The organism is Actinomyces sp. oral taxon 180 str. F0310, from assembly GCF_000185285.1.
Lineage (GTDB): Bacteria > Actinomycetota > Actinomycetes > Actinomycetales > Actinomycetaceae > Pauljensenia.
In genome coordinates this window covers 1,259,638-1,277,796 of the sequence record NZ_GL622194.1, presented here as the reverse complement: position 1 = coordinate 1,277,796, position 18,159 = coordinate 1,259,638, and the positions used below count along the sequence as shown (strand labels likewise).

11 protein-coding genes are annotated in these 18,159 nt (G+C 67.0%); 9 read left to right on the top strand and 2 right to left on the bottom strand.

Annotated features, from left to right (window positions below; genetic code table 11):
- Window positions 1–16: 16 nt before the first annotated feature.
- Window positions 17–430, bottom strand: coding sequence for a hypothetical protein (locus HMPREF9006_RS05410; RefSeq protein ID WP_009212562.1), 414 nt, complete (start codon window positions 428–430; stop codon window positions 17–19).
- Window positions 427–1,638 carry a hypothetical protein gene (locus HMPREF9006_RS10315; protein WP_082162974.1) on the bottom strand — a complete coding sequence of 404 codons (1,212 nt, stop codon included), beginning with the start codon at window positions 1,636–1,638 and terminating at the stop codon, window positions 427–429. The genes HMPREF9006_RS05410 and HMPREF9006_RS10315 overlap by 4 nt, the downstream gene beginning before the upstream one ends.
- A gap of 165 nt (window positions 1,639–1,803) precedes the next feature.
- Between HMPREF9006_RS10315 and HMPREF9006_RS05405 the strand changes: the two genes are divergently transcribed.
- The 9 genes from HMPREF9006_RS05405 (at window position 1,804) to HMPREF9006_RS05365 (ending at window position 18,157) form a co-directional block, all read left to right on the top strand.
- A complete protein-coding gene (locus HMPREF9006_RS05405) occupies window positions 1,804–2,298 on the top strand; it encodes a DUF456 domain-containing protein (RefSeq protein WP_009212560.1) in 495 nt (164 codons plus the stop codon).
- A 94-nt stretch (window positions 2,299–2,392) separates the two neighbouring features.
- Window positions 2,393–3,673, top strand: coding sequence for an adenylosuccinate synthase (locus tag HMPREF9006_RS05400; RefSeq protein WP_009212559.1), 1,281 nt, complete (start codon window positions 2,393–2,395; stop codon window positions 3,671–3,673).
- A gap of 941 nt (window positions 3,674–4,614) precedes the next feature.
- The gene (locus tag HMPREF9006_RS05395; RefSeq protein ID WP_193389676.1) at window positions 4,615–5,538 is read left to right on the top strand and encodes a hypothetical protein; all 924 of its coding nucleotides are present in this window, start codon (window positions 4,615–4,617) and stop codon (window positions 5,536–5,538) included.
- A 38-nt stretch (window positions 5,539–5,576) separates the two neighbouring features.
- Window positions 5,577–6,248: a heme-binding beta-barrel domain-containing protein gene (locus tag HMPREF9006_RS05390; protein ID WP_009212557.1), complete on the top strand. Its 672-nt coding sequence runs from the start codon at window positions 5,577–5,579 to the stop codon at window positions 6,246–6,248.
- Window positions 6,241–7,404, top strand: a complete 1,164-nt coding sequence (gene ygfZ / locus HMPREF9006_RS05385; RefSeq protein WP_009212556.1) for a CAF17-like 4Fe-4S cluster assembly/insertion protein YgfZ — start codon at window positions 6,241–6,243, stop codon at window positions 7,402–7,404. The genes HMPREF9006_RS05390 and ygfZ overlap by 8 nt, the downstream gene beginning before the upstream one ends.
- A complete protein-coding gene (dtd, locus tag HMPREF9006_RS05380; protein ID WP_009212555.1) occupies window positions 7,404–7,913 on the top strand; it encodes a D-aminoacyl-tRNA deacylase in 510 nt (169 codons plus the stop codon). Before ygfZ ends, dtd begins: the two co-directional genes overlap by 1 nt.
- A gap of 692 nt (window positions 7,914–8,605) precedes the next feature.
- The gene (locus tag HMPREF9006_RS05375; protein WP_034231190.1) at window positions 8,606–11,074 is read left to right on the top strand and encodes an ATP-dependent Clp protease ATP-binding subunit; all 2,469 of its coding nucleotides are present in this window, start codon (window positions 8,606–8,608) and stop codon (window positions 11,072–11,074) included.
- Window positions 11,075–11,323: 249 nt separating this feature from the next.
- Window positions 11,324–17,116, top strand: coding sequence for an Ig-like domain-containing protein (locus HMPREF9006_RS05370; RefSeq protein ID WP_009212552.1), 5,793 nt, complete (start codon window positions 11,324–11,326; stop codon window positions 17,114–17,116).
- Between the two features lie 75 nt (window positions 17,117–17,191).
- Window positions 17,192–18,157 carry an AAA family ATPase gene (locus HMPREF9006_RS05365; protein WP_009212551.1) on the top strand — a complete coding sequence of 322 codons (966 nt, stop codon included), beginning with the start codon at window positions 17,192–17,194 and terminating at the stop codon, window positions 18,155–18,157.
- Window positions 18,158–18,159: the final 2 nt, after the last annotated feature.

Below are 18,159 nucleotides of genomic sequence, written 5' to 3'. Positions count from 1 at the left end.
CTTCGTTCACGACCTGTTAGAAACTCTGAAGATTTTGAACTCGCTGTTCGGTCTCTCGACTCATAACAGAGAGTTTTCCTTGGAGGGCGGTGAAAGGATCTTCCTCGTCGTTGTCTTCCGCATCCTGGCGCGCCTGCTGCATTGCCTTTCTAATGTTGCGCTGGGCGGTTTGCCGCAATGAGGCTGCTGCATCGGAGGTGTCCTCGCCGGAGAAGACATCACGTAGTGTGGTTTCTCCGTTGTCGATGCGCTCTTGGATCTTCGCCCAGTCGTCGCCCAGCTCTCCCCGGCGTGCTGCCTCGGCATGTTTTCGTAGTCGCTCAGCATGGACTCGCTCATTCTTTATGCGAAGTTGTTGAATCTCTTGGGATAATTTGTTGAATGAGTGTGCAAATTCCTCAAAATTCTCGATCTTGCCGTCGTAGATCATGCTCGTGCTGCAACTCCTCTAATGATAGCTTCAACGATATTGGCGATGGTTAAACGTATTTCATTAAGTTGTCCTTGTGCTCTAATGGCAGATTCGATCAGGTCGAAAATCGTGTTGTAGGCCATGTATAGCTTGCTGATGGCTCCGTAAATTTCGTCAAGAGCGACTACTAGTTCTGCTGATGCTGCGATCCAGCCCGCGACGGGGATTGTGCCTGCAGTTAGCAGTCCAAGGCAAGTGGTCTCAATATCTAGGAGCAGGTCGGTAATCAGGCCTGCTAGAACTTTTGTGCCAAGGGATATGAGGCTCAAGACGGTGGAAGCTGTACCGGCTGCTGAGTGTAGTAGTGTTGTTGCCCCAGCAAGCGCAGCGATGAAGGCATTTGCTGCTTCCGATCCCTTTCCGGTCCACTCTGAAAGTGCAGGTAGTATTTCGGAATCATTTTCGCCTACTGCAATCAGAGCATCGCCGATTTCTCCCCAGGCTATCGATGCGCATTGAACGGCGCGCCAGTCGCCAATAATGTACTTGAGTAAGTAGTCGTTCAGGAGAGATTGTCCTGTCAGTTGCTCGATAATCCAGTCGACACTTCCGATGATGAGTCCAGCTTTCCATCTGAGGTCTTCCAATGGTGAGTCTGGAGCTTCGGGTTTCACGAGGTAGGAACTTGCATCCTGTGCTTCCACAATGGAACGGTCAGATGAGAATGCTCGGCCTGTCCGTTTGCCAAGATAATATGTTTGCCTAATGGAATATTCAGCAAGCTCGGCGAGCCCCTCCAGATTCTGGGTGAAGCGATCGTGATCTGCTCCACCGTACCAGCCGGACGCGCTTCGTTCTGCAGGGCCAAGTTCGGGTCTCTTGGGCATGCTGAAGGGGCTCGGTGAGCCGCCGAGAGCCTGTGTTGCTGCTGCTAAAGCGGCGTGGATATGTTGGTCGGCACTGATGTAGGCATCGATCGTTTGGCCCATGTGGTCGGCTGTGCCGCGGTGTGCATCCTCAATCAAACCGAGCACGTTGTCGCCCGCATCAACAATCATCTTGTTAATCGGATACAAGGCCATGAGTAGAAGCCCCGCGTTCTCCTTCTCAGAGAAGAAATCGCACCATTGGCGTAAGAAACTGCGAATCTCTTGGGTGTGCTTACATTGTCGTTCGAGCACGGCCTTGGCCAAGAACATATCCGCGTATTCGACAGATAAAGGCATATTCCCTCGCTATGTCTCGAATCTTTGACGGTGGATCCTCGCCAGTGAGGTGCGCCGTGGTGCTCAGCGGTGAGCCGATCGTAGTGCCCACCCACATTAACACAGGTAGTCAAAGTTCGTGGTCGGCTTCTTGAGGGGTGTAGACCGCGCACGTATGATCGCCGCATGAGCGTCCTTGGAACCGTCATCGTCGGTATCGTCATCCTGATCGGAGTGATCGGAGCGGTCGTGCAGGTTTGGCCGTCCGCGCCCGTCGTCGGAGGCGCGATCCTCGTGTGGTCGTGGATGACCGGCACGCGCGCCGCGTGGATCATCTTCGCCATCGCGGCAGCCGTCCTGCTCCTCGGAACGGTCCTGAAATACGTGATCCCCGCCCGCGGTATGAACAAGGCGGGAATCCCCCAGTCGACCCTCGTCTGGGGAGGGGTCGGCGGCGTCGTCGGCTGGTTCCTCGGCCTGCCCCTCGGCCTCGTCCTCGGCATGATCGCTGCCATCTTCCTCGTCGAGTACCTGCGCAGCCGCGACACTGCAAACGCCTGGAGGGCCACCCTCCACGCCCTCAAAGCCTACGGCTGGACCATCGCCATCGAGCTGGTTGCGGCGCTGGCCTCCGCGACCCTGTGGGGCGTCGGCGTCGCTCTCGCCGCAGTGGGAAGCTAGGCGATCGGGGAGGATACCCCGCCTCGTTCAACCTCCGGTACGATGGACGCGTTGCGCGCACCCGCGCGACGCACCCAACTTAACGGAGATACTCATGCCCGCCGTCATCGTTCTCGGCGCCCAGTGGGGCGACGAAGGCAAAGGCAAGGCCACCGATCAGCTCGGTCAGCACACCGACCTCGTCGTGAAGTTCAACGGAGGAAACAACGCGGGGCACACGGTCGTCATCGACGGCGAAAAGTACGCGCTGCACCTCCTGCCCGCCGGTATCCTCTCCGAAGGCGTCACCCCCATTATCGGCAACGGCGTCGTTGTCGACCTGGACGTGCTCTTCGAGGAACTTGAGGACATCAGCGGGCGAGGCGTGGACTGCTCGCGCCTTCTCATCTCCTCGAACGCGCACATCATCGCCCCCTACAACCGCCTCATGGACCAGGCCAATGAGCGGGCGCGCGGCAACAACCTCATCGGCACGACCGGGCGCGGAATCGGCCCCACCTACGCCGACAAGATGAACCGCATCGGCCTGCGCATCCAGGACCTCTTCCACCCGGAGGAGTTGTGCGCCAAGGTGGAGGCCGCGCTGGCCCCCAAGAACACCATTTTCGAGGCCGTGGACCTTCCCGTCCTCGACCCCGCCGAGGTCTCCGACCACCTTCTGTCCTTCGCGGATCGTATCAAGCCGATGCTGTGCGACGTGTCCCTCGTGGTCAACGACGCGCTCGACCGCGGCGACACCGTGCTCTTCGAGGGCGGCCAGGCCACGATGCTCGACATCGACCACGGCACCTACCCCTTCGTGACCTCCTCCAACCCGACCGCGGGTGGCGCTCTCACCGGCTCCGGCGTTGGCCCAACCCGCATCGACCGCGTCGTCGGCGTCGCCAAGGCCTACACGACCCGCGTCGGCGAGGGCCCCTTCCCCACTGAGCTGGATGACGAGGTGGGCGAGGAGCTGCGGCGCAGGGGCGGCGAGTTCGGCGTGACCACGGGTCGCCCGCGCCGCACCGGCTGGTTCGACGCCGTCGTCATGCGCTACTCCACGCGCATCAACGGCCTGACCGACATCTGCCTGACGAAGCTCGACGTTCTCTCCGGCTACGACACGATCCCCGTGTGCGTGGCCTACGAGGTGGACGGCGTGCGCACCGAGGAGATGCCCCTCGATCAGGCGGGCTTCGAGGCCGCCGTGCCCGTGTATGAGGAGCTGCCTGGCTGGCGTGAGGACATCTCCGGTGCGCGTTCCTTTGAGGAGCTGCCACGCGCCGCCCAGGACTACATCACGCGCCTGGAGGAGCTGTCGAGGTGCCGCATCCAGTCCATCGGCGTGGGACCGGGCCGCGAGGCAACCATCGTGCGCTACCCGCTCATGTGAAGCGGTTGGCGGCTGAACGGGGGCTGACGCATGCGCGTCGGCCCCCGCTGCGCTGTCCGGGCCTCGCCCGCAGCCCCGTGGTCGAGCCTCGTTGTGCTCTATCGTGCGGGAGCCTCGCGCGAGAGGCGGCAGTCTGTGACATCTCCACCGTCGCGAGGGGCAGCCGGGTCGCTGGATGAAACTCCAACCGCCCCTGCGTCGTCGGCCTGCGGGTTCTGTGAAACTCCAACCGCCCCTGCGTCGTCGGCCTGCGGGTTCTGTGAAACTCCAACCGCCCCTGCCTGCCCGAAATGGCGCAAAAATGACCCTTGCCGGGCGACAGGGGTGGTCGCGGTTTCACTGGGGGCGGGCGTGCCGTACGCAGGGGTGGTCGCGGTTTCACTGGGCGTGGGTGTGCTGTAGGCGGGGGTGGTCGTGGTTTCACTGGGGGCGGGCGTGCCGTACGCAGGGGTGGTCGCGGTTTCGGTCGCGGCTGGGAAGAGGACGGACTCCGCGCAGACGCGCTGAGCCGCGCCCTCGGCGGGCGCGCCTCGGCGCCTGCAAGAGGACGGAAACCGGTAGCAGGGACCGTGCGGGTTGCGGGCGAGGTCGGCACAGACGTCCCGTGTCCCACACCGTGGCCGGGTGCCCCGCCATCGACGCCCGGATACGACAAAGCACGCCGAACCGAATGCGCCTGTCGGCGCGAAGGCCGCTCGTAGCGGCAGAGTTTGGAGCCCGGGGCATACCGGTCCGGCGTGCTCCACAACTGTACGGCGAAGGAGCGCCTCGGCGCATCTTTGGCAGGCGTGCGCATACACACACTCGCTCGGCCCCTCCCCGCCTCCCGCCAGTCGGTGCCCCCCACGGCCGCCCCGCCGCGGCCGTCCCACCCCTGCCCCCGCCGCAAGGCGCGGGGCGGGGCCTCGCGACCACCGAACATGTGCGACGATGGAGGCGTGATGACATCAAGCCAGCCTCCCACGCGAACCAGAACCGGCCCCGACCGCGGGCGCCGCCGCGACACACCGGCGACCCTTCGTGTCCCAGCCGCCGTGGGCACGCTCATTGTCATGCTCCTGGCCGCGCTGACGATCGCGGCCTGGTGGTTGCCCGGCTCGCGGTGGAGCGTGGGTCCCGTCGTCGCGGTGGCATCCTTCCTCCTCGCCCTCGGGTGGCCTTCCCTCGCTCGCCTGCACATGCCGTGGCTCGCGCAGGCGGTCCTCGCCCTGGGGGGAGCGCTGACGCCGGTGGCCGTCGCCTACTGGAAGAACCTCGACATCGCGATCCCGCTGACGGGCATCACGCTGGTGGCCCTGGTTGCCGCCACGATTCTCGACGCGCCCGCTCCTCGGGACCACTCCGTCGGGCGAACGAGCGAGCACTGGGGTTCGACGTCCCTGACGGCGGCGCTGGCCTCGTCGGTGACCGCGCTCCTCATCGTCACGGCCGGCTCGATGTGGGTGTCCCTGACCGTTCACGAGCGCTGGTCCGTCATCGTTCCCATGGCTGCTCTGATCGCGCTCGTCGCCGCCGCGTCGGCGCGAACCGGTCGCAGCTCGCGAGCAGTCATCGTGTGGTCGATCATCATGGGGTTGGTTGCGGGCTTGGTCGCAGCCTCGGCGGCGTGGATTCTGGGCCAGACATCCGACCTGCTTCCCGTCGTCTTCCCCTTCATCGCCAGACGATTCGGAGACTTCGCTGCCTTCCTCACGCTCGGTGGCGTCACCGGATTCGGCGTGGGTTTCGCGGTGTCCGTCGTGGACGTGCTCCTGGGCGAGCGGACCTCCTCCGCGCAGCTGGCGAGCGTGCTTGGACGGGGAGCCGCGAAGTTCCTGGTCGCCGCCCTTCCGGTCTACGCGATGATCCGAATCGGCGGGATCTGAACCCGGCCCCTGCGGGTGTCAGACGCTAGGCTGGAGGCATGATGGTGATACCCGCTGATCTGCCCGCACTCGTCGCTCCCGTCGCGTGGATGCTCGGAACCTGGGAGGGGTGGGGCATGCTCGCCGGCCCCGACGCTTTGAGCCGGGGGGACGGGGACGGCGCCGCCGAGGACTCTCCCGTGGTTGAGGAGATCCGCGGCGAGGTCGTCGGAAACCAGATGCGCCTCGTGACACGCGTCTACGCCGGTGCCTCCTCGACCCCGATCGATCCGACCTGGGACGCGGCCAGCGGGCTCTCCGCGATCTCCAAGGGCGACCTCGTGAGTGAGGAAACGCTGTACGTGTCGGTCGCCCCCTCCGATGCCCCGCTTCCCCCGCCCGGGCAGTACTCTCCGCGAGAGTTCGCGGCGACCTCGGCCTCGACTCAGGGGCACGCGGCGGTCTGGAACGGCGTGAGCGTGGGACCGCGCGTCCAGATGGTCTCCGACGCGATCGCGCTGGGCGAGGGCACGCAGCGACTCGTTCACCTCGGGCGCATGTTTGGCCTGGTAGCCGGGGAGTTCATGTGGACGCAGGAACGCACGCTCGACGGGGAGCAGGAGGCGAGCGTTGAGATCTCGGGACGACTGATGCGAACCGCGCAGGCCTCGACGGAGTCGGGCGAACCCATCGACGGAATCGACGATTCTGAGGGTGGTTTCCTTGTCTGAGGAACGCAGCGCTGACATCCTCGACGAGGCCGTGACCTCCTTCGGCGCGACCCCACACTGGGGGGACCCCGCGGGCGAGCAGTGGGCGCTCGAGGGCGGGCGCGCCATCGTGGAGCGTCCCGATCTGGCGGTCATTGACGTGGGCGGCGCGGATCGGGCGACCTGGCTGACGTCGCTGGCGTCCCAGGTTCTGACCGGGATGGCGCCCGGAGACAGCCGCGAGCTGCTGATCCTGTCTCCCGAGGGACGCATCGAGCACTGGGCGGGCGCCAGCGACGACGGCGAGACGACCCACCTGATCGTGGAGCGTTCCGACGCGGACTCTTTCGTTGAGTTCCTCGAATCCATGCGCTTCGCGCTGCGGGTGAGCGTGGGCGTGCGCGACGCGGTTGTCTTCTCGTCCGTGCGCGCCGGAGCCAACACCGCCGACGCCGCTTCGGCCCTGCCCGGGATCGAGTGGACGTGGGAGGACCCGTGGCCCGGGGTCGCCGAGGGCGGCGCGGCGTACTTTCAGGGCGAACGTCACCCGGGCGCGCGCACGCCGATGATGTACCACGTGGCCTCGCCCGAGGGGGCCGCCAGCTTCGAGGACGCCTGGCTGGGTGTCACCGAGGGAGGGAGTCGTCGCCGGGCCGGCATCTTGGCGTGGGAGGCCATGCGCATCGCCGCGTGGAAGCCGCGCCTGGGACGCGAGGTGGATGCTCGCACGATCCCGGCCGAAGTGGACTGGCTGCGCACCGCCGTCCACACCGATAAGGGCTGCTATCGCGGGCAGGAGACCATTGCTCGCGTCATCAACCTGGGGCGTCCGCCGCGCCGCCTCACCTACCTGCAGCTCGATGGCTTGCGCGCCGACCTGCCCGCCCCGGGCACTCCCATCGAGGTCGGGGGGCGACAGGTTGGGGTGATCACCTCGGCCGCCCGCCACGCCGACGAGGGGCCGGTGGCCCTGGCGCTCCTGGCTCGCGCGCTTCCCGTGACGACGGTCTTCGACATTGACGGGGTGGCTGCCGCGCAGGAAGAGATCGTGCCCCAGCACGGTAAGTCCTCCATCTCCCCGCAGACTCGTCCCGGGGCCGACCTGTCCCGCGAGGCGGGCCAGCGCGGCGGGGCGAGCGGATTCGGTGGGCTCGGTTCCGCGCTGGGGGCGCGCTGATGCGAGCCGTTATTCAGCGCGCGACCTCGGGGGAGGTGCGGGTCGGCGGCCGCGTCGTCGGACGCCTCACCTTCGGCGAGGGACCCCTCGGGCGCGCGGGGGATGAACCCGGCGCCCCGGCGAAAGCCCGCGTGGACGGCGAGAGCGCGCAGGCGCGCCAGGGCCTCGTGGTCCTGCTGGGGGTCCGGCGAGGCGACGGCCCCGAGCAGGTGGCCACCGTTGCCCGCAAGATCGCGGAGCTGCGTGTCCTTAACGGCGAGGTCAGCGCGTCGGAGGCGGGCGCTCCGATCCTTCTCATCTCGCAGTTCACGCTGTACGGGGACACGCGCAAAGGTCGGCGCCCCTCGTGGGCGCACGCCGCTCCCGGGGAGGAGGCGGAGCCTCTCGTTGACGCGGTCGCGCAGGAGCTGCGCGCGCGTGGCCTGCACGTTGAAACGGGCCAGTTTGGCGCGATGATGGAGGTCCGCCTCGTTAACGACGGACCGTTTACGGTTCTGGTGGAGGCCTAGCTCGCGGGGCCTGCCGCCCGGCCTCGCTCGCTGAGCGTTTCTGTGGTCGCGGTGCCTGCGTGCGCTGCCGCACCGCCGGACCGTCGTGGTTTGTTGGCCGGTGCCGTGCTGTGGGTTTGCTGGCCTGCCGTGGGTCCGGCTACGCGCACGTTAACCCACTAGGTGGCCGCTTCGGCCCGGTTACACGCACGTTAACCCACTAGGTGGCGGGTGGGCGGGGTTGCCCACGCTCCACTAACTGGGCTAACCTGCGCAGCTGCCGGGCCCACGCTCCACTAACTGGGCTAACCTGCGCAGCTGCCGGGCCCACACGGCCAAGTAGTGGGCGAACGAGCACGAGGCGCGAGGCACAAACCACGAGGGCTTGCGGAGCCGACCCGGCACGTGAGGAAGATGGCCCGTTCCGAAAGCCGTAACGTCGCAATCTCGAGCGGGCCCGGCGCGTGCGGAAAACGGCGTTCCCGGCGTCGCGGGACGTGCCGCCCAGAGGGAGTCGGAGGGCCGATTCCGTCCCGGCCTCGTCGAGAGGGTCCCGTCCGGCGAGCTTGCCCGCACACTCGCCGCCCCATGCCCTGCGCCCAGGGCGAAAGCGCGCGCACGCCGTGAGCTGGCCTCGTAGTCTGGTAACCAGTCAACTGGGATGGGTCTGTGCCGAGTTCGGCGCGGTGGACGCCCCTGAAATGAGGAGAGGCATGTTCGAACGCTTTACCGACCGCGCTCGCCGGGTCGTCGTGCTCGCGCAGGACGAGGCACGCGGTCTCAAGCACAACTACATCGGCACGGAGCACCTGCTGCTCGGTCTGATCTCGGAGGGTGAGGGCGTCGCAGCCAAGGCCCTGGAGACGATGGAGATCAAGGGTGAGGCCGTGCGCGCCTCGGTCATCGAGATCATCGGCGAGGGCGAGAAGCCGGTTGAGGGCCACATTCCCTTCACCCCGCGCGCCAAGCGCGTCTTCGAACTGAGCCTGCGTGAGGCCCTGCAGCTGGGCCACAACTACATCGGCACGGAGCACCTGCTGCTCGGCCTGCTCAAGGAGGGCGAGGGCGTGGCCGCCCAGGTCCTTACGAAGCAGGGGGCCGACCTGGCGCAGGTGCGCCAGACCGTCATCCAGATGCTGTCCGGCTACCAGCGCGGCGACGAGGAGGGCCGCGAGTCCGTGGGAGCCGGCGTGGGTGGCACCGGCGGCCCCGAGCGCTCCAACTCGGCGATCCTGGAGCAGTTCGGTCGCAACCTGACGCAGGCCGCGCGCGAGAACAAGCTGGATCCCGTGATCGGGCGTCGCACGGAGATGGAACGTGTCATGCAGGTCCTGTCGCGGCGCACGAAGAACAACCCGGTGCTCATCGGCGAGCCGGGCGTCGGCAAGACCGCCGTCGTTGAGGGGCTCGCCCAGGCGATCGTGGCGGGCGACGTGCCCGAGACGATCAAGGATCGGCAGATCTACAGCCTCGACATGGGGTCGCTGGTGGCGGGTTCGCGCTATCGCGGCGACTTCGAGGAGCGCCTGAAGAAGGTGCTCAAGGAGATCCGCACGCGCGGGGACATCATCTTGTTCATTGACGAGATTCACACGCTCGTTGGCGCGGGCGCCGCGGAGGGGTCGATCGACGCCGCCCAGATGCTCAAGCCGATGCTGGCGCGCGGCGAGCTGCAGACGATCGGTGCGACCACGAACGACGAGTACCGCAAGTACATCGAGAAGGACGCGGCGCTGGAGCGTCGCTTCCAGCCGGTGAAGGTGGACGAGCCCAGCGTCGACGAGACGGTGGAGATTCTCAAGGGGCTGCGTGACCGCTACGAGGCGCACCATCGCGTCATCATCACGGACGCCGCGATCCAGGCGGCCGCGGAGCTGGCCGACCGCTACATCTCGGATCGCTTCCTGCCCGATAAGGCCATCGACCTGGTCGACGAGGCGGGCGCCCGCCTGCGGATCCGCCGCATGACCGCCCCGCCGGAGCTGCGCGAGCTCGACGAGAAGATCGCCGAGGTACGCCGCAACAAGGAGGCGGCCATTGACGACCAGGACTTCGAGAAGGCGGCCTCCCTGCGCGACGAGGAGTCGAAGCTCGCGGAGGAGCGCAAGTCGAAGGAAGAAGCCTGGAAGGGCGGGGAATCCGACGAGATCGCCGAGGTGGGGGATCAGGAGATCGCCGAGGTCCTGGCCATGTCGACGGGTATTCCGGTCGTGCGCCTGACCCAGACGGAGACCGCGAAGCTGCTCAAGATGGAGGATGAGCTGCACAAGCGCGTCATCGGGCAGGACGAGGCCGTCAAGGCCCTTGCCCAGTCGATCCGCCGCACGCGCAGCGGCCTGAAGGATCCGAACCGTCCCGGCGGCTCCTTCATCTTCGCGGGCCCGACGGGCGTGGGTAAGACGGAGCTGGCCAAGGCGCTCGCCGAGTTCCTCTTCGGGGATGAGGACGCTCTGATTCAGCTCGACATGTCGGAGTTCTCCGAGAAGCACACGGCCTCGCGCCTCTTTGGTGCGCCTCCCGGCTACGTCGGCTACGACGAGGGCGGGCAGCTGACGGAGAAGGTACGCCGCAAGCCGTTCTCGGTTGTTCTTTTCGACGAGGTCGAGAAGGCTCACCCGGACATCTTCAACTCCCTGCTGCAGATCTTGGAGGAAGGCCGCCTGACCGATTCTCAGGGCCGCAAGGTGGACTTTAAGAACACGGTCATCATCATGACGACCAACCTGGGGACCCGCGACATCAATAAGGGTGTTCTCACGGGCTTCCAGACGGCGGATCACTCGACGCACGACTACGGCCGCATGAAGGCGAAGGTCGCGGAGGAGCTCAAGCAGCACTTCCGGCCGGAGTTCCTCAACCGCGTCGATGACACGATCGTGTTCCCGCCGCTGACCAAGCCGGAGATCGCCCGCATCGTGGATTTGATGATCGCGAAGCTGGCCAAGCGCATGGAGGCTCAGGATATGCGACTGCAGCTGACGGACGAGGCGCGCGAGCTCCTCGCGGACGTCGGCTTCGATCCGGTTCTGGGAGCCCGCCCGCTGCGTCGCGCCATTCAGCGAGAGATCGAGGACGCGCTGAGCGAACGCATCCTGTTCGGAGAGCTGCAACCTGGTCAGGTTGTCACGGTTGGCGTGCAGGAAGAGGGAGGGGAGCGCTCCTTCACCTTCAACGGGGAGTGATCTTCTCGCCAGTTGCGCTGGGATGACAAGTGTGTGGTTGGTGGTAAAGCGACCGCTGCTCTGTGAGAGAACCCCCTCTGGTTGTTAGGTAATCGCCGGTCTGATAGATTCTGATTAACTATTGGATCCGTGTGAACTCGTGTCACACTATGTTTAGGGCACTGCTCATCTATCGAGAGAAGGGTCATGACCTCGCGACCGCGACGACACCTGACTAGCGTGAGGCGACGCCTGCCGTCGGCCATCCTCATGCTGGTCGTCGTTGCACTCTGCATCGCGGGCGTCATCTACCGGGGCGCGGAAGTCACCCAGGTCAACGTCAACGACGGTGGCATCTGGGTGACGAACAAGTCGAAACAGATGGTCGGCCACCTCGACTACGAGGCCCGCATCCTCGACGGCGCGCTGCGCACCGAGGCCACCAACTTCGACGTGGGTCAGGCGGCCGAGACCGTCACCGTCTCCGACCTCAGCTCCCTCACGGTCGCTCCGGTCAACGTCACTCAGGTCGCCCTCGGCGCCCCGACCGCTCTGCCCGCCGGTTCCGTCGCGATGCAGGGCGGCGACGTCCTGGGCGTGCTCAACGCCGCCGACGGCACCCTGTGGACGACGTCCGCGTCCTCCCCGAGCCCCTCCAACCTCGCCGAATCAGCTGCTCTGGCCTCGAACATGGGGGCCAGCGCCTTCGTGACCGGCGAGGACGGGTCCGTCTACTCCCTCTCGGCCTCGGGCACGCTCACGACCGTGAAGCATCGTGGCTCGGTTGACGAAACGAAGACGAGTCAGGTCGCCGGGATCTCCGAGGACGCCCGCCTGTCCATGACGGTCGTCGGCGATCAGGTTGTCGCCCTCGATGCGGCGTCCAACACGCTCTACCTCCCGGGGAACAAGACCCTTGACCTCGGCGCCGCCGGTGTCGAGTCCGGCGGTGTCCTGCAGCAGGCCGGACCGAAGGACGACTCGGTCCTGCTGGCCACGGCCACCTCCCTGGTCTCGGTCCCGCTGGCGGGTGGGCGCCCCTCGATCACGCCCGCCGCCGAGGGAGCCCCGAGCGGCATCCCGACGGCCCCCGTGCGCCACGAAGGCTGCGCCTACGGCGCGTGGAGCGGATCGGGGGCATACGTGCGCTCCTGCAAGGACCCCTCCTCGAACAAGCAGATGGTGGTTGACACGCTCACCTCCGCCCGCGAGGTTGTCTTCCGCACCAACCGCAAGGCCATCGTCCTCAACGATGTCGCCGAGGGAGACGTGTGGCTGCCCGACTCGAACATGGTCCTCATGGACAACTGGGACGAGGTCGAGAACCAGCTCGAAGAGAGCGAAGAAGAGCAGGACAGCCCGGAGCTCACCAACGAGGTGGCCGACCCGCAGCAGCGCGAGGAAAACACCCCGCCCGAGGCCGTTGACGACGAGTTCGGCATCCGCCCGGGGCGCTCCACCGTCCTGCCCGTCCTGGACAACGACTCAGACCTGGATGGCGACGTGCTGACCGCCACCCCGACCTCGCAGCCCGGGTGGGGCTCGGTGGTCGTGGCGCGCAGCGGGCGCGCCCTGCAAATCGAGGACGTCTCGGCGGACCAGAGCGGATCCACGTCCTTCACCTACGAGGCGTCGGACGGGCAGGCCTCCGCCTCCGCCCGCGTTCAGGTCACGGTCCATCCCTACGGGCAGAACGAGGCGCCGGTTCAGGTGCGCTCCTCCTCCGTCAAGATCGGGGTGGGCGCGCGGATCCAGTACCAGGCCCTCAGCGACTGGCGTGACCCCGATGGCGACCCGATCTACCTCAAGGACGTGCAGGTTCCCACCGGCCTGAACGTCTCCTTCGTCGAAGACGGAACCGTGACGATCAACGAGGAGGGCAGCTCCGCCGGGCCCAAGACCGTCGTCCTGACGGTGGCGGACGACCAGGGGGCCGAGGCACGCGGCGAGCTCGTCGTGAGCGTCCAGGAGGCGGGAAACCTGCCGCCCTCGGCCAACGGCGACCTCTTCCAGGCGCACCCGGGCGAGACCGTCACCCTCGACCCGCTCAAGAACGACACCGACCCCAACGGCGACCCCCTGTCCCTCGCCGCCGTCTCCGGAGCCCCGTCGGGCGTGACGGTCGCCCCGGATCTCGACCGCGGCACCATCGACTTCCGGGCGCAGCAGCCGGGCTCTTACTCCTTCGCCTACACGGTCTCCGACGGGATCGCGACGACGCTGGGCATCATCCGCGTGGAGGTCGTGGCCGCGTCCTCGGTGCGGCCCGTCGCCGAGAACGACACGGCCGTCCTGCCCCAGGGCGGGTCCGTGCTGATCAATCCCCTCGGCAACGACTATGACCCCGCCGGAGGCATGCTCTCCGTGACCTCGGTGGATACGTCGAAGGCGCCCGAGATCGAGGTCGCGCTCATCGAACGTCACCTCCTGCGAATCACTGCCCACGCGGGCATCGATAAGACGGTGACCTTCTCGTACACGGTTTCCAACGGCCAGGGAAACGCCACCGCCGAGGTGACCGTGATTCCCGGCGCGTCGGATCGTTCCGACCTGCCGCCTATCCTGGCGCCCGACCGGGCAAAGGTGCGCGTCGGCGACGTCGGAACCGCGTCGGTCCTGTCCAACGACCGCTCCCCGGCCGGCCTGAGCCTCCAGGTCGAGTCGACCCTCGAGTACGACCACGCCTCGTCGGTGGGGACGCCCTTTGTGACGGGTAACCAGGTGCGCCTTGAGGCGGGAACGAGCCCCGGGCTTCTCGAGGTCGTCTACTCCGTCATCGACTCCGCAGGAAACCACGCTTCCAGTACGGTCACCTTCGAGGTCATCCCGGATTCCGACAGCAACGAGGCCCCCCGTCCGCGCACCCTCAACGCGTGGACGAGCGCCGGTCAGGCCGTGACGATTCCCGTCACGCTGAGCGGTATCGATCCCGATGGCGACTCGGTGACGCTGGTCGGCGTGGACTCTTCACCGACGCAGGGCGTGGCCACCGCCTCGGCCACCTGGATCGACTACACGCCCAACCGCGGGGCGGTCGGCACCGACACCTTCACCTACACGGTCGAGGACCGCAAGGGAGCGCGCGCCTCCGCCCGCGTGCGCGTCGCGATCTCCCCGTCACCCACGTCCAACCAGAACCCCGTGGCCGTCCCGGACACCGTGCAGGCCCGCCCTGATCGCGTCCTCAACATCAACGTCCTGTCCAATGACGTCGATCCCGACGGCGACACGCTCTCCCTGGACGAGGACGGCCTGACGACGGCCACGCCCGCGCTCAATCCTCAGGTCCGCTCCGCGACCACGATCTCGGTGCGCACCCCATCCGAAACCGGCAGCTACGCGGTCGCCTACACGGTCTCGGACGGCCGAGGCGGCTCGGCCACCGGTTTGGCCACCATCTACGTATCCGAGGACGTCCCCCTCAAGGCCCCCGTCGCCCGCGACGACTACGTGGCCTACACGGAGCTGCCCGAGGACGGGTCGGCCGTGCGCGTGCGCGTCGTCGACAACGACGACGACCCCGACGGGTCGGTTGACGAGCTGAAGGTCACCACCGGCGAGTCCGGGGTGAACGTGAGCGGCCAGGACCTGCTCATCCCGGTCTCCGATCAGCTGCGCCTCGTCGTCTACACGATCACCGACCGCGACGGACTGACCAACTCCGCGGTCGTCACCGTGCCCGGACGCAACGGCACCGCGCCCTTCCTGAACAACGCGAACCTCCCGATCGAGGTGGACGCGGGATCCCAGCGCACGATCTCCCTCTCCGACTACGTCATCGTGCGATCGGGGCGCTCCGCGCAGCTGGTGGAGGGATCCTCCCCGGCCGCCCAGGCGGGGCTGACGTCGGTGAGCGCCGAGGGCGCGACGCAGTTGACGATCAGCGCGGCCGAGAGCTTCTCCGGAAACACGGCGTTCACCATTCAGGTCAGCGATGGGGATGACGCGGGCGCTCTGTCATCGAGCCTGTCCGTACCCGTTCGCGTGCGCGCGACCCAGAACCAGCCGCCCACCTTCACCCCGACCGGCGTGCGTGTCGAGGCCGGGGGCGAGGCCGTCACCCAGAACCTGGCGCTCGGAGTCACTGACCCCGAGGGCGGCGACCCCTCGACCTTCACGTACGCGGTGGGGAGCGTTCCCGACGGCATCAGCGCCTCGGTGTCGGGTTCGACCCTCACCGTGACCGCGGCCCAGGACACCGCCCGAGGCCCGGCCGGATCCATCGGGGTGAGCGTGACCGACACGGACGGAAACTCGGTGTCGGGTTCCGTCCCCGTCGAGGTCGTGTCCTCCTCCAAGCCTCACGTCAGCGCACCTGACTACCAGGAACGGGGCCGGGTCGGCGAAACGGTGAGGGTGGACGTCGCCTCCCGGGCCATCAACCCCTTCCCCGATTCTCCGCTGACCCTCGAGGGTGCGGTCATGGGCCTGGGAGGCGGGCAGGTGCGCGCCGAGGGAACGGTCGTGTCGATCACCCCCGACGAGGTGGGAACCATCAAGGTCACCTACCGCCTCAACGACTACCTGGGCGACCCGTCTCGCTCGGCCCAGGGCAACATCGTCGTCACCGTCGTCGGTAAGCCGGATGCCCCCACGGGAGTGCGCGCCGAGGCCAGGGGGACGAGCGGTGCTCGCGTGACCTTCACCCCGGGCGCGGCCAACGGCGCCACCGTCACCGGCTACCGGGTGCTCGACGCGGACTCGGGCCAGCAGGTGTCGGCCACCTGCACCGCCGGCTCGTGTACGGTCGATGGGCTCAGCGCCGGTCGCGGCTACTCCTTCTCCGTTGTCGCCACCAGCAGCGAGGGCGATTCCAAGCCCTCCGCAGCATCCAACAGAATCTCGACGGTGGGCAAGCCCAGCCAGATGGTTGCGCCCACCGTGAAAGAGGGAGACTCCGTGCTCAACGTGTCGTGGGAGGCTCCCACCGACAACGGCGGGGCGGCGATCGACCACTATGAGCTTCAGGTCAACGGCGGCCAACCGACCAGCTACACCACCACGTCGGCCACGCTTTCCGTGGTCAACGGGCACGACTACGCTGTGCAGGTCCGGGCCGTCAACCGCGAGGGTCAGGCCGGACCGTGGTCCTCGCCCACCATCGGACGCCCCCACCCCTCGCACGTCGCCCCCGACGAGCCGGTCGTCACCGTGACCACCGAACGCTGGGAGGGACAGGGCCAGATCGTGGCGAAGGTCTTCGTCTCGTGGACGGTCGGCAACAGCGGCGGCAGCGGATGGGGGACAACCACCGTCACCGTCAACGGCGAGTCTTACAACGTTACGGCGGACGAGGACCAGCGTAAGACTAAGAAGGTGGTCCTCGAGGACTCGGTGACCTTAGCGACCGTGACCGTCACCGTGCGCAACGCCGAGGGCGACGCCACCACGTCGGCCCCCCAGACCGTGCGCATCCCGCCGAACCCGAACACCCCGCCCTTCGAGATCGACCCGCCGACGATCACGGCGACGGGTAACTCCGGCCAGCTCCACGCCACGAACGTCAACGTCAAGCCCGGGCGAGGCTACCTCGCCAACGAGCTCACCGTGTTCTGGGGAACGAGCGGCGCCGACTGCTCCGCCAAGGCCCGCTCTAACGACACCAACCGCAGGGTCCAGGGCACGAACTTCGTGTGGTTCGGGGGAGATGAGGCTAACGGGGTTCCGCAGAACTTCTACTTCTGCCAGATCTCGACCTCGGGCCTGGTCTCGAGCGCCATCAGGGTCACCGGCACGCCGAGGAACGACCACGCCGTTCCGGACAAGGATTGGGCGAACATCGAGATTCGCGCCGACTACGTGCCCTACCCCGACGGCGGCTTCGCGGTGGGAATCCGCCGCACCAAGGAGACCGAGGGCCTGTGCACCTACGGTTGCCGGCTCAAGGTCGTCGATTCGGCGACCGGCCAGACGATCTACAAGCAGAGCGACGCCGTCATATCGCCCACCGAGACACCGGGTCTTCGGGTCGAAGGCTCCATACTGCCCGTCGACGAGCCCTATCGAGTTGCCCTCTACATCACCCTGTCGACGGGCAAAGAGATCATCAAGTACATGCACTAGGGCACGGTCCGGGCGGGAAGGCCCGGAACCAGCACACCGACAACCAACACAACGAACGAAGAGAAAAGGATACTCATGTCACTGTCCATTGAGGACGCGACGCGTTTCGCCCAGGTTTTCAAGAGCCTCGTCAACGGGGTCTCCGTGGCGGTCTTGGACAAGCGCCAGGCTGTTCGCCTCGCGCTCACGACGATGTTTGCCGGAGGACACCTGCTGCTCGAGGACGCCCCGGGCACCGGCAAGACCGCCCTGGCGCGCGCCATCAGCGCCGTCATCGATGGCACGCACTCGCGTATCCAGTTCACCCCCGACTTGCTTCCCTCCGACATCACGGGCGTGAACATGTTCAACCAGAAGACCGGCGAGTGGGTCTTCCACGCGGGCCCCGTCTTCGCCGAGATCGTCCTGGCGGACGAGATCAACCGCGCCTCGCCCAAGACCCAGTCCGCCCTGCTGGAGGTCATGGAGGAAGCGCAGGTCACGGTGGACGGCGTGCGTCGCCCCGCACCCCAGCCCTTCATGGTCATCGCGACCCAGAACCCCGTCGAGCAGGCCGGAACATACCCCCTGCCCGAGGCCCAGCTCGACCGCTTCCTCATGAAGACCTCGATCGGCTACCCGTCGCGCAGCGCCATGATCGACGTCCTCGACGGCTCGGCATCCCCGGACCGCTCGAAGAACCTCCAGCCCATGGTGTCCGGCCAGGACATCGTCGCCTGGTCCGCCCTGGCCGCGGACAACCACACCGACCGCGCGGTCCTGGACTACGTGGCGGCCCTGGCGGAGGCCACCCGCGAGGACGAGTCCTCCCTGCTGGGCGTCTCCACGCGTGGCGCGATCGGCATGGTCCGATGCACCCGCGTGTGGGCGGCCGCGCAGGGGCGTAACTTCGTTCTGCCCGACGACGTCAAGGCCCTCGCCGTGCCCGTGTGGGCCCACCGCATCGTCGTTGACCCGGACGCCGCGTTCTCCGGCGCGACCTCCGAGGGCGTCATCCAGCGCGCCCTCACCTCGGTCCCCGCACCCGCGGTCGGCGCGTAAGG

Excerpts from the sequence above, each read along its gene's own strand:
- HMPREF9006_RS05410 (WP_009212562.1), bottom strand. The coding sequence starts at position 430 with ATGATCTACGACGGCAAGATCGAGAATTTTGAGGAATTTGCACACTCA.
- HMPREF9006_RS10315 (WP_082162974.1), bottom strand. The coding sequence starts at position 1,638 with ATGCCTTTATCTGTCGAATACGCGGATATGTTCTTGGCCAAGGCCGTG.
- HMPREF9006_RS05405 (WP_009212560.1), top strand. The coding sequence starts at position 1,804 with ATGAGCGTCCTTGGAACCGTCATCGTCGGTATCGTCATCCTGATCGGA.
- HMPREF9006_RS05400 (WP_009212559.1), top strand. The coding sequence starts at position 2,393 with ATGCCCGCCGTCATCGTTCTCGGCGCCCAGTGGGGCGACGAAGGCAAA.
- HMPREF9006_RS05395 (WP_193389676.1), top strand. The coding sequence starts at position 4,615 with ATGACATCAAGCCAGCCTCCCACGCGAACCAGAACCGGCCCCGACCGC.
- HMPREF9006_RS05390 (WP_009212557.1), top strand. The coding sequence starts at position 5,577 with ATGATGGTGATACCCGCTGATCTGCCCGCACTCGTCGCTCCCGTCGCG.
- dtd (WP_009212555.1), top strand. The coding sequence starts at position 7,404 with ATGCGAGCCGTTATTCAGCGCGCGACCTCGGGGGAGGTGCGGGTCGGC.
- HMPREF9006_RS05375 (WP_034231190.1), top strand. The coding sequence starts at position 8,606 with ATGTTCGAACGCTTTACCGACCGCGCTCGCCGGGTCGTCGTGCTCGCG.
- HMPREF9006_RS05370 (WP_009212552.1), top strand. The coding sequence starts at position 11,324 with ATGCTGGTCGTCGTTGCACTCTGCATCGCGGGCGTCATCTACCGGGGC.
- HMPREF9006_RS05365 (WP_009212551.1), top strand. The coding sequence starts at position 17,192 with ATGTCACTGTCCATTGAGGACGCGACGCGTTTCGCCCAGGTTTTCAAG.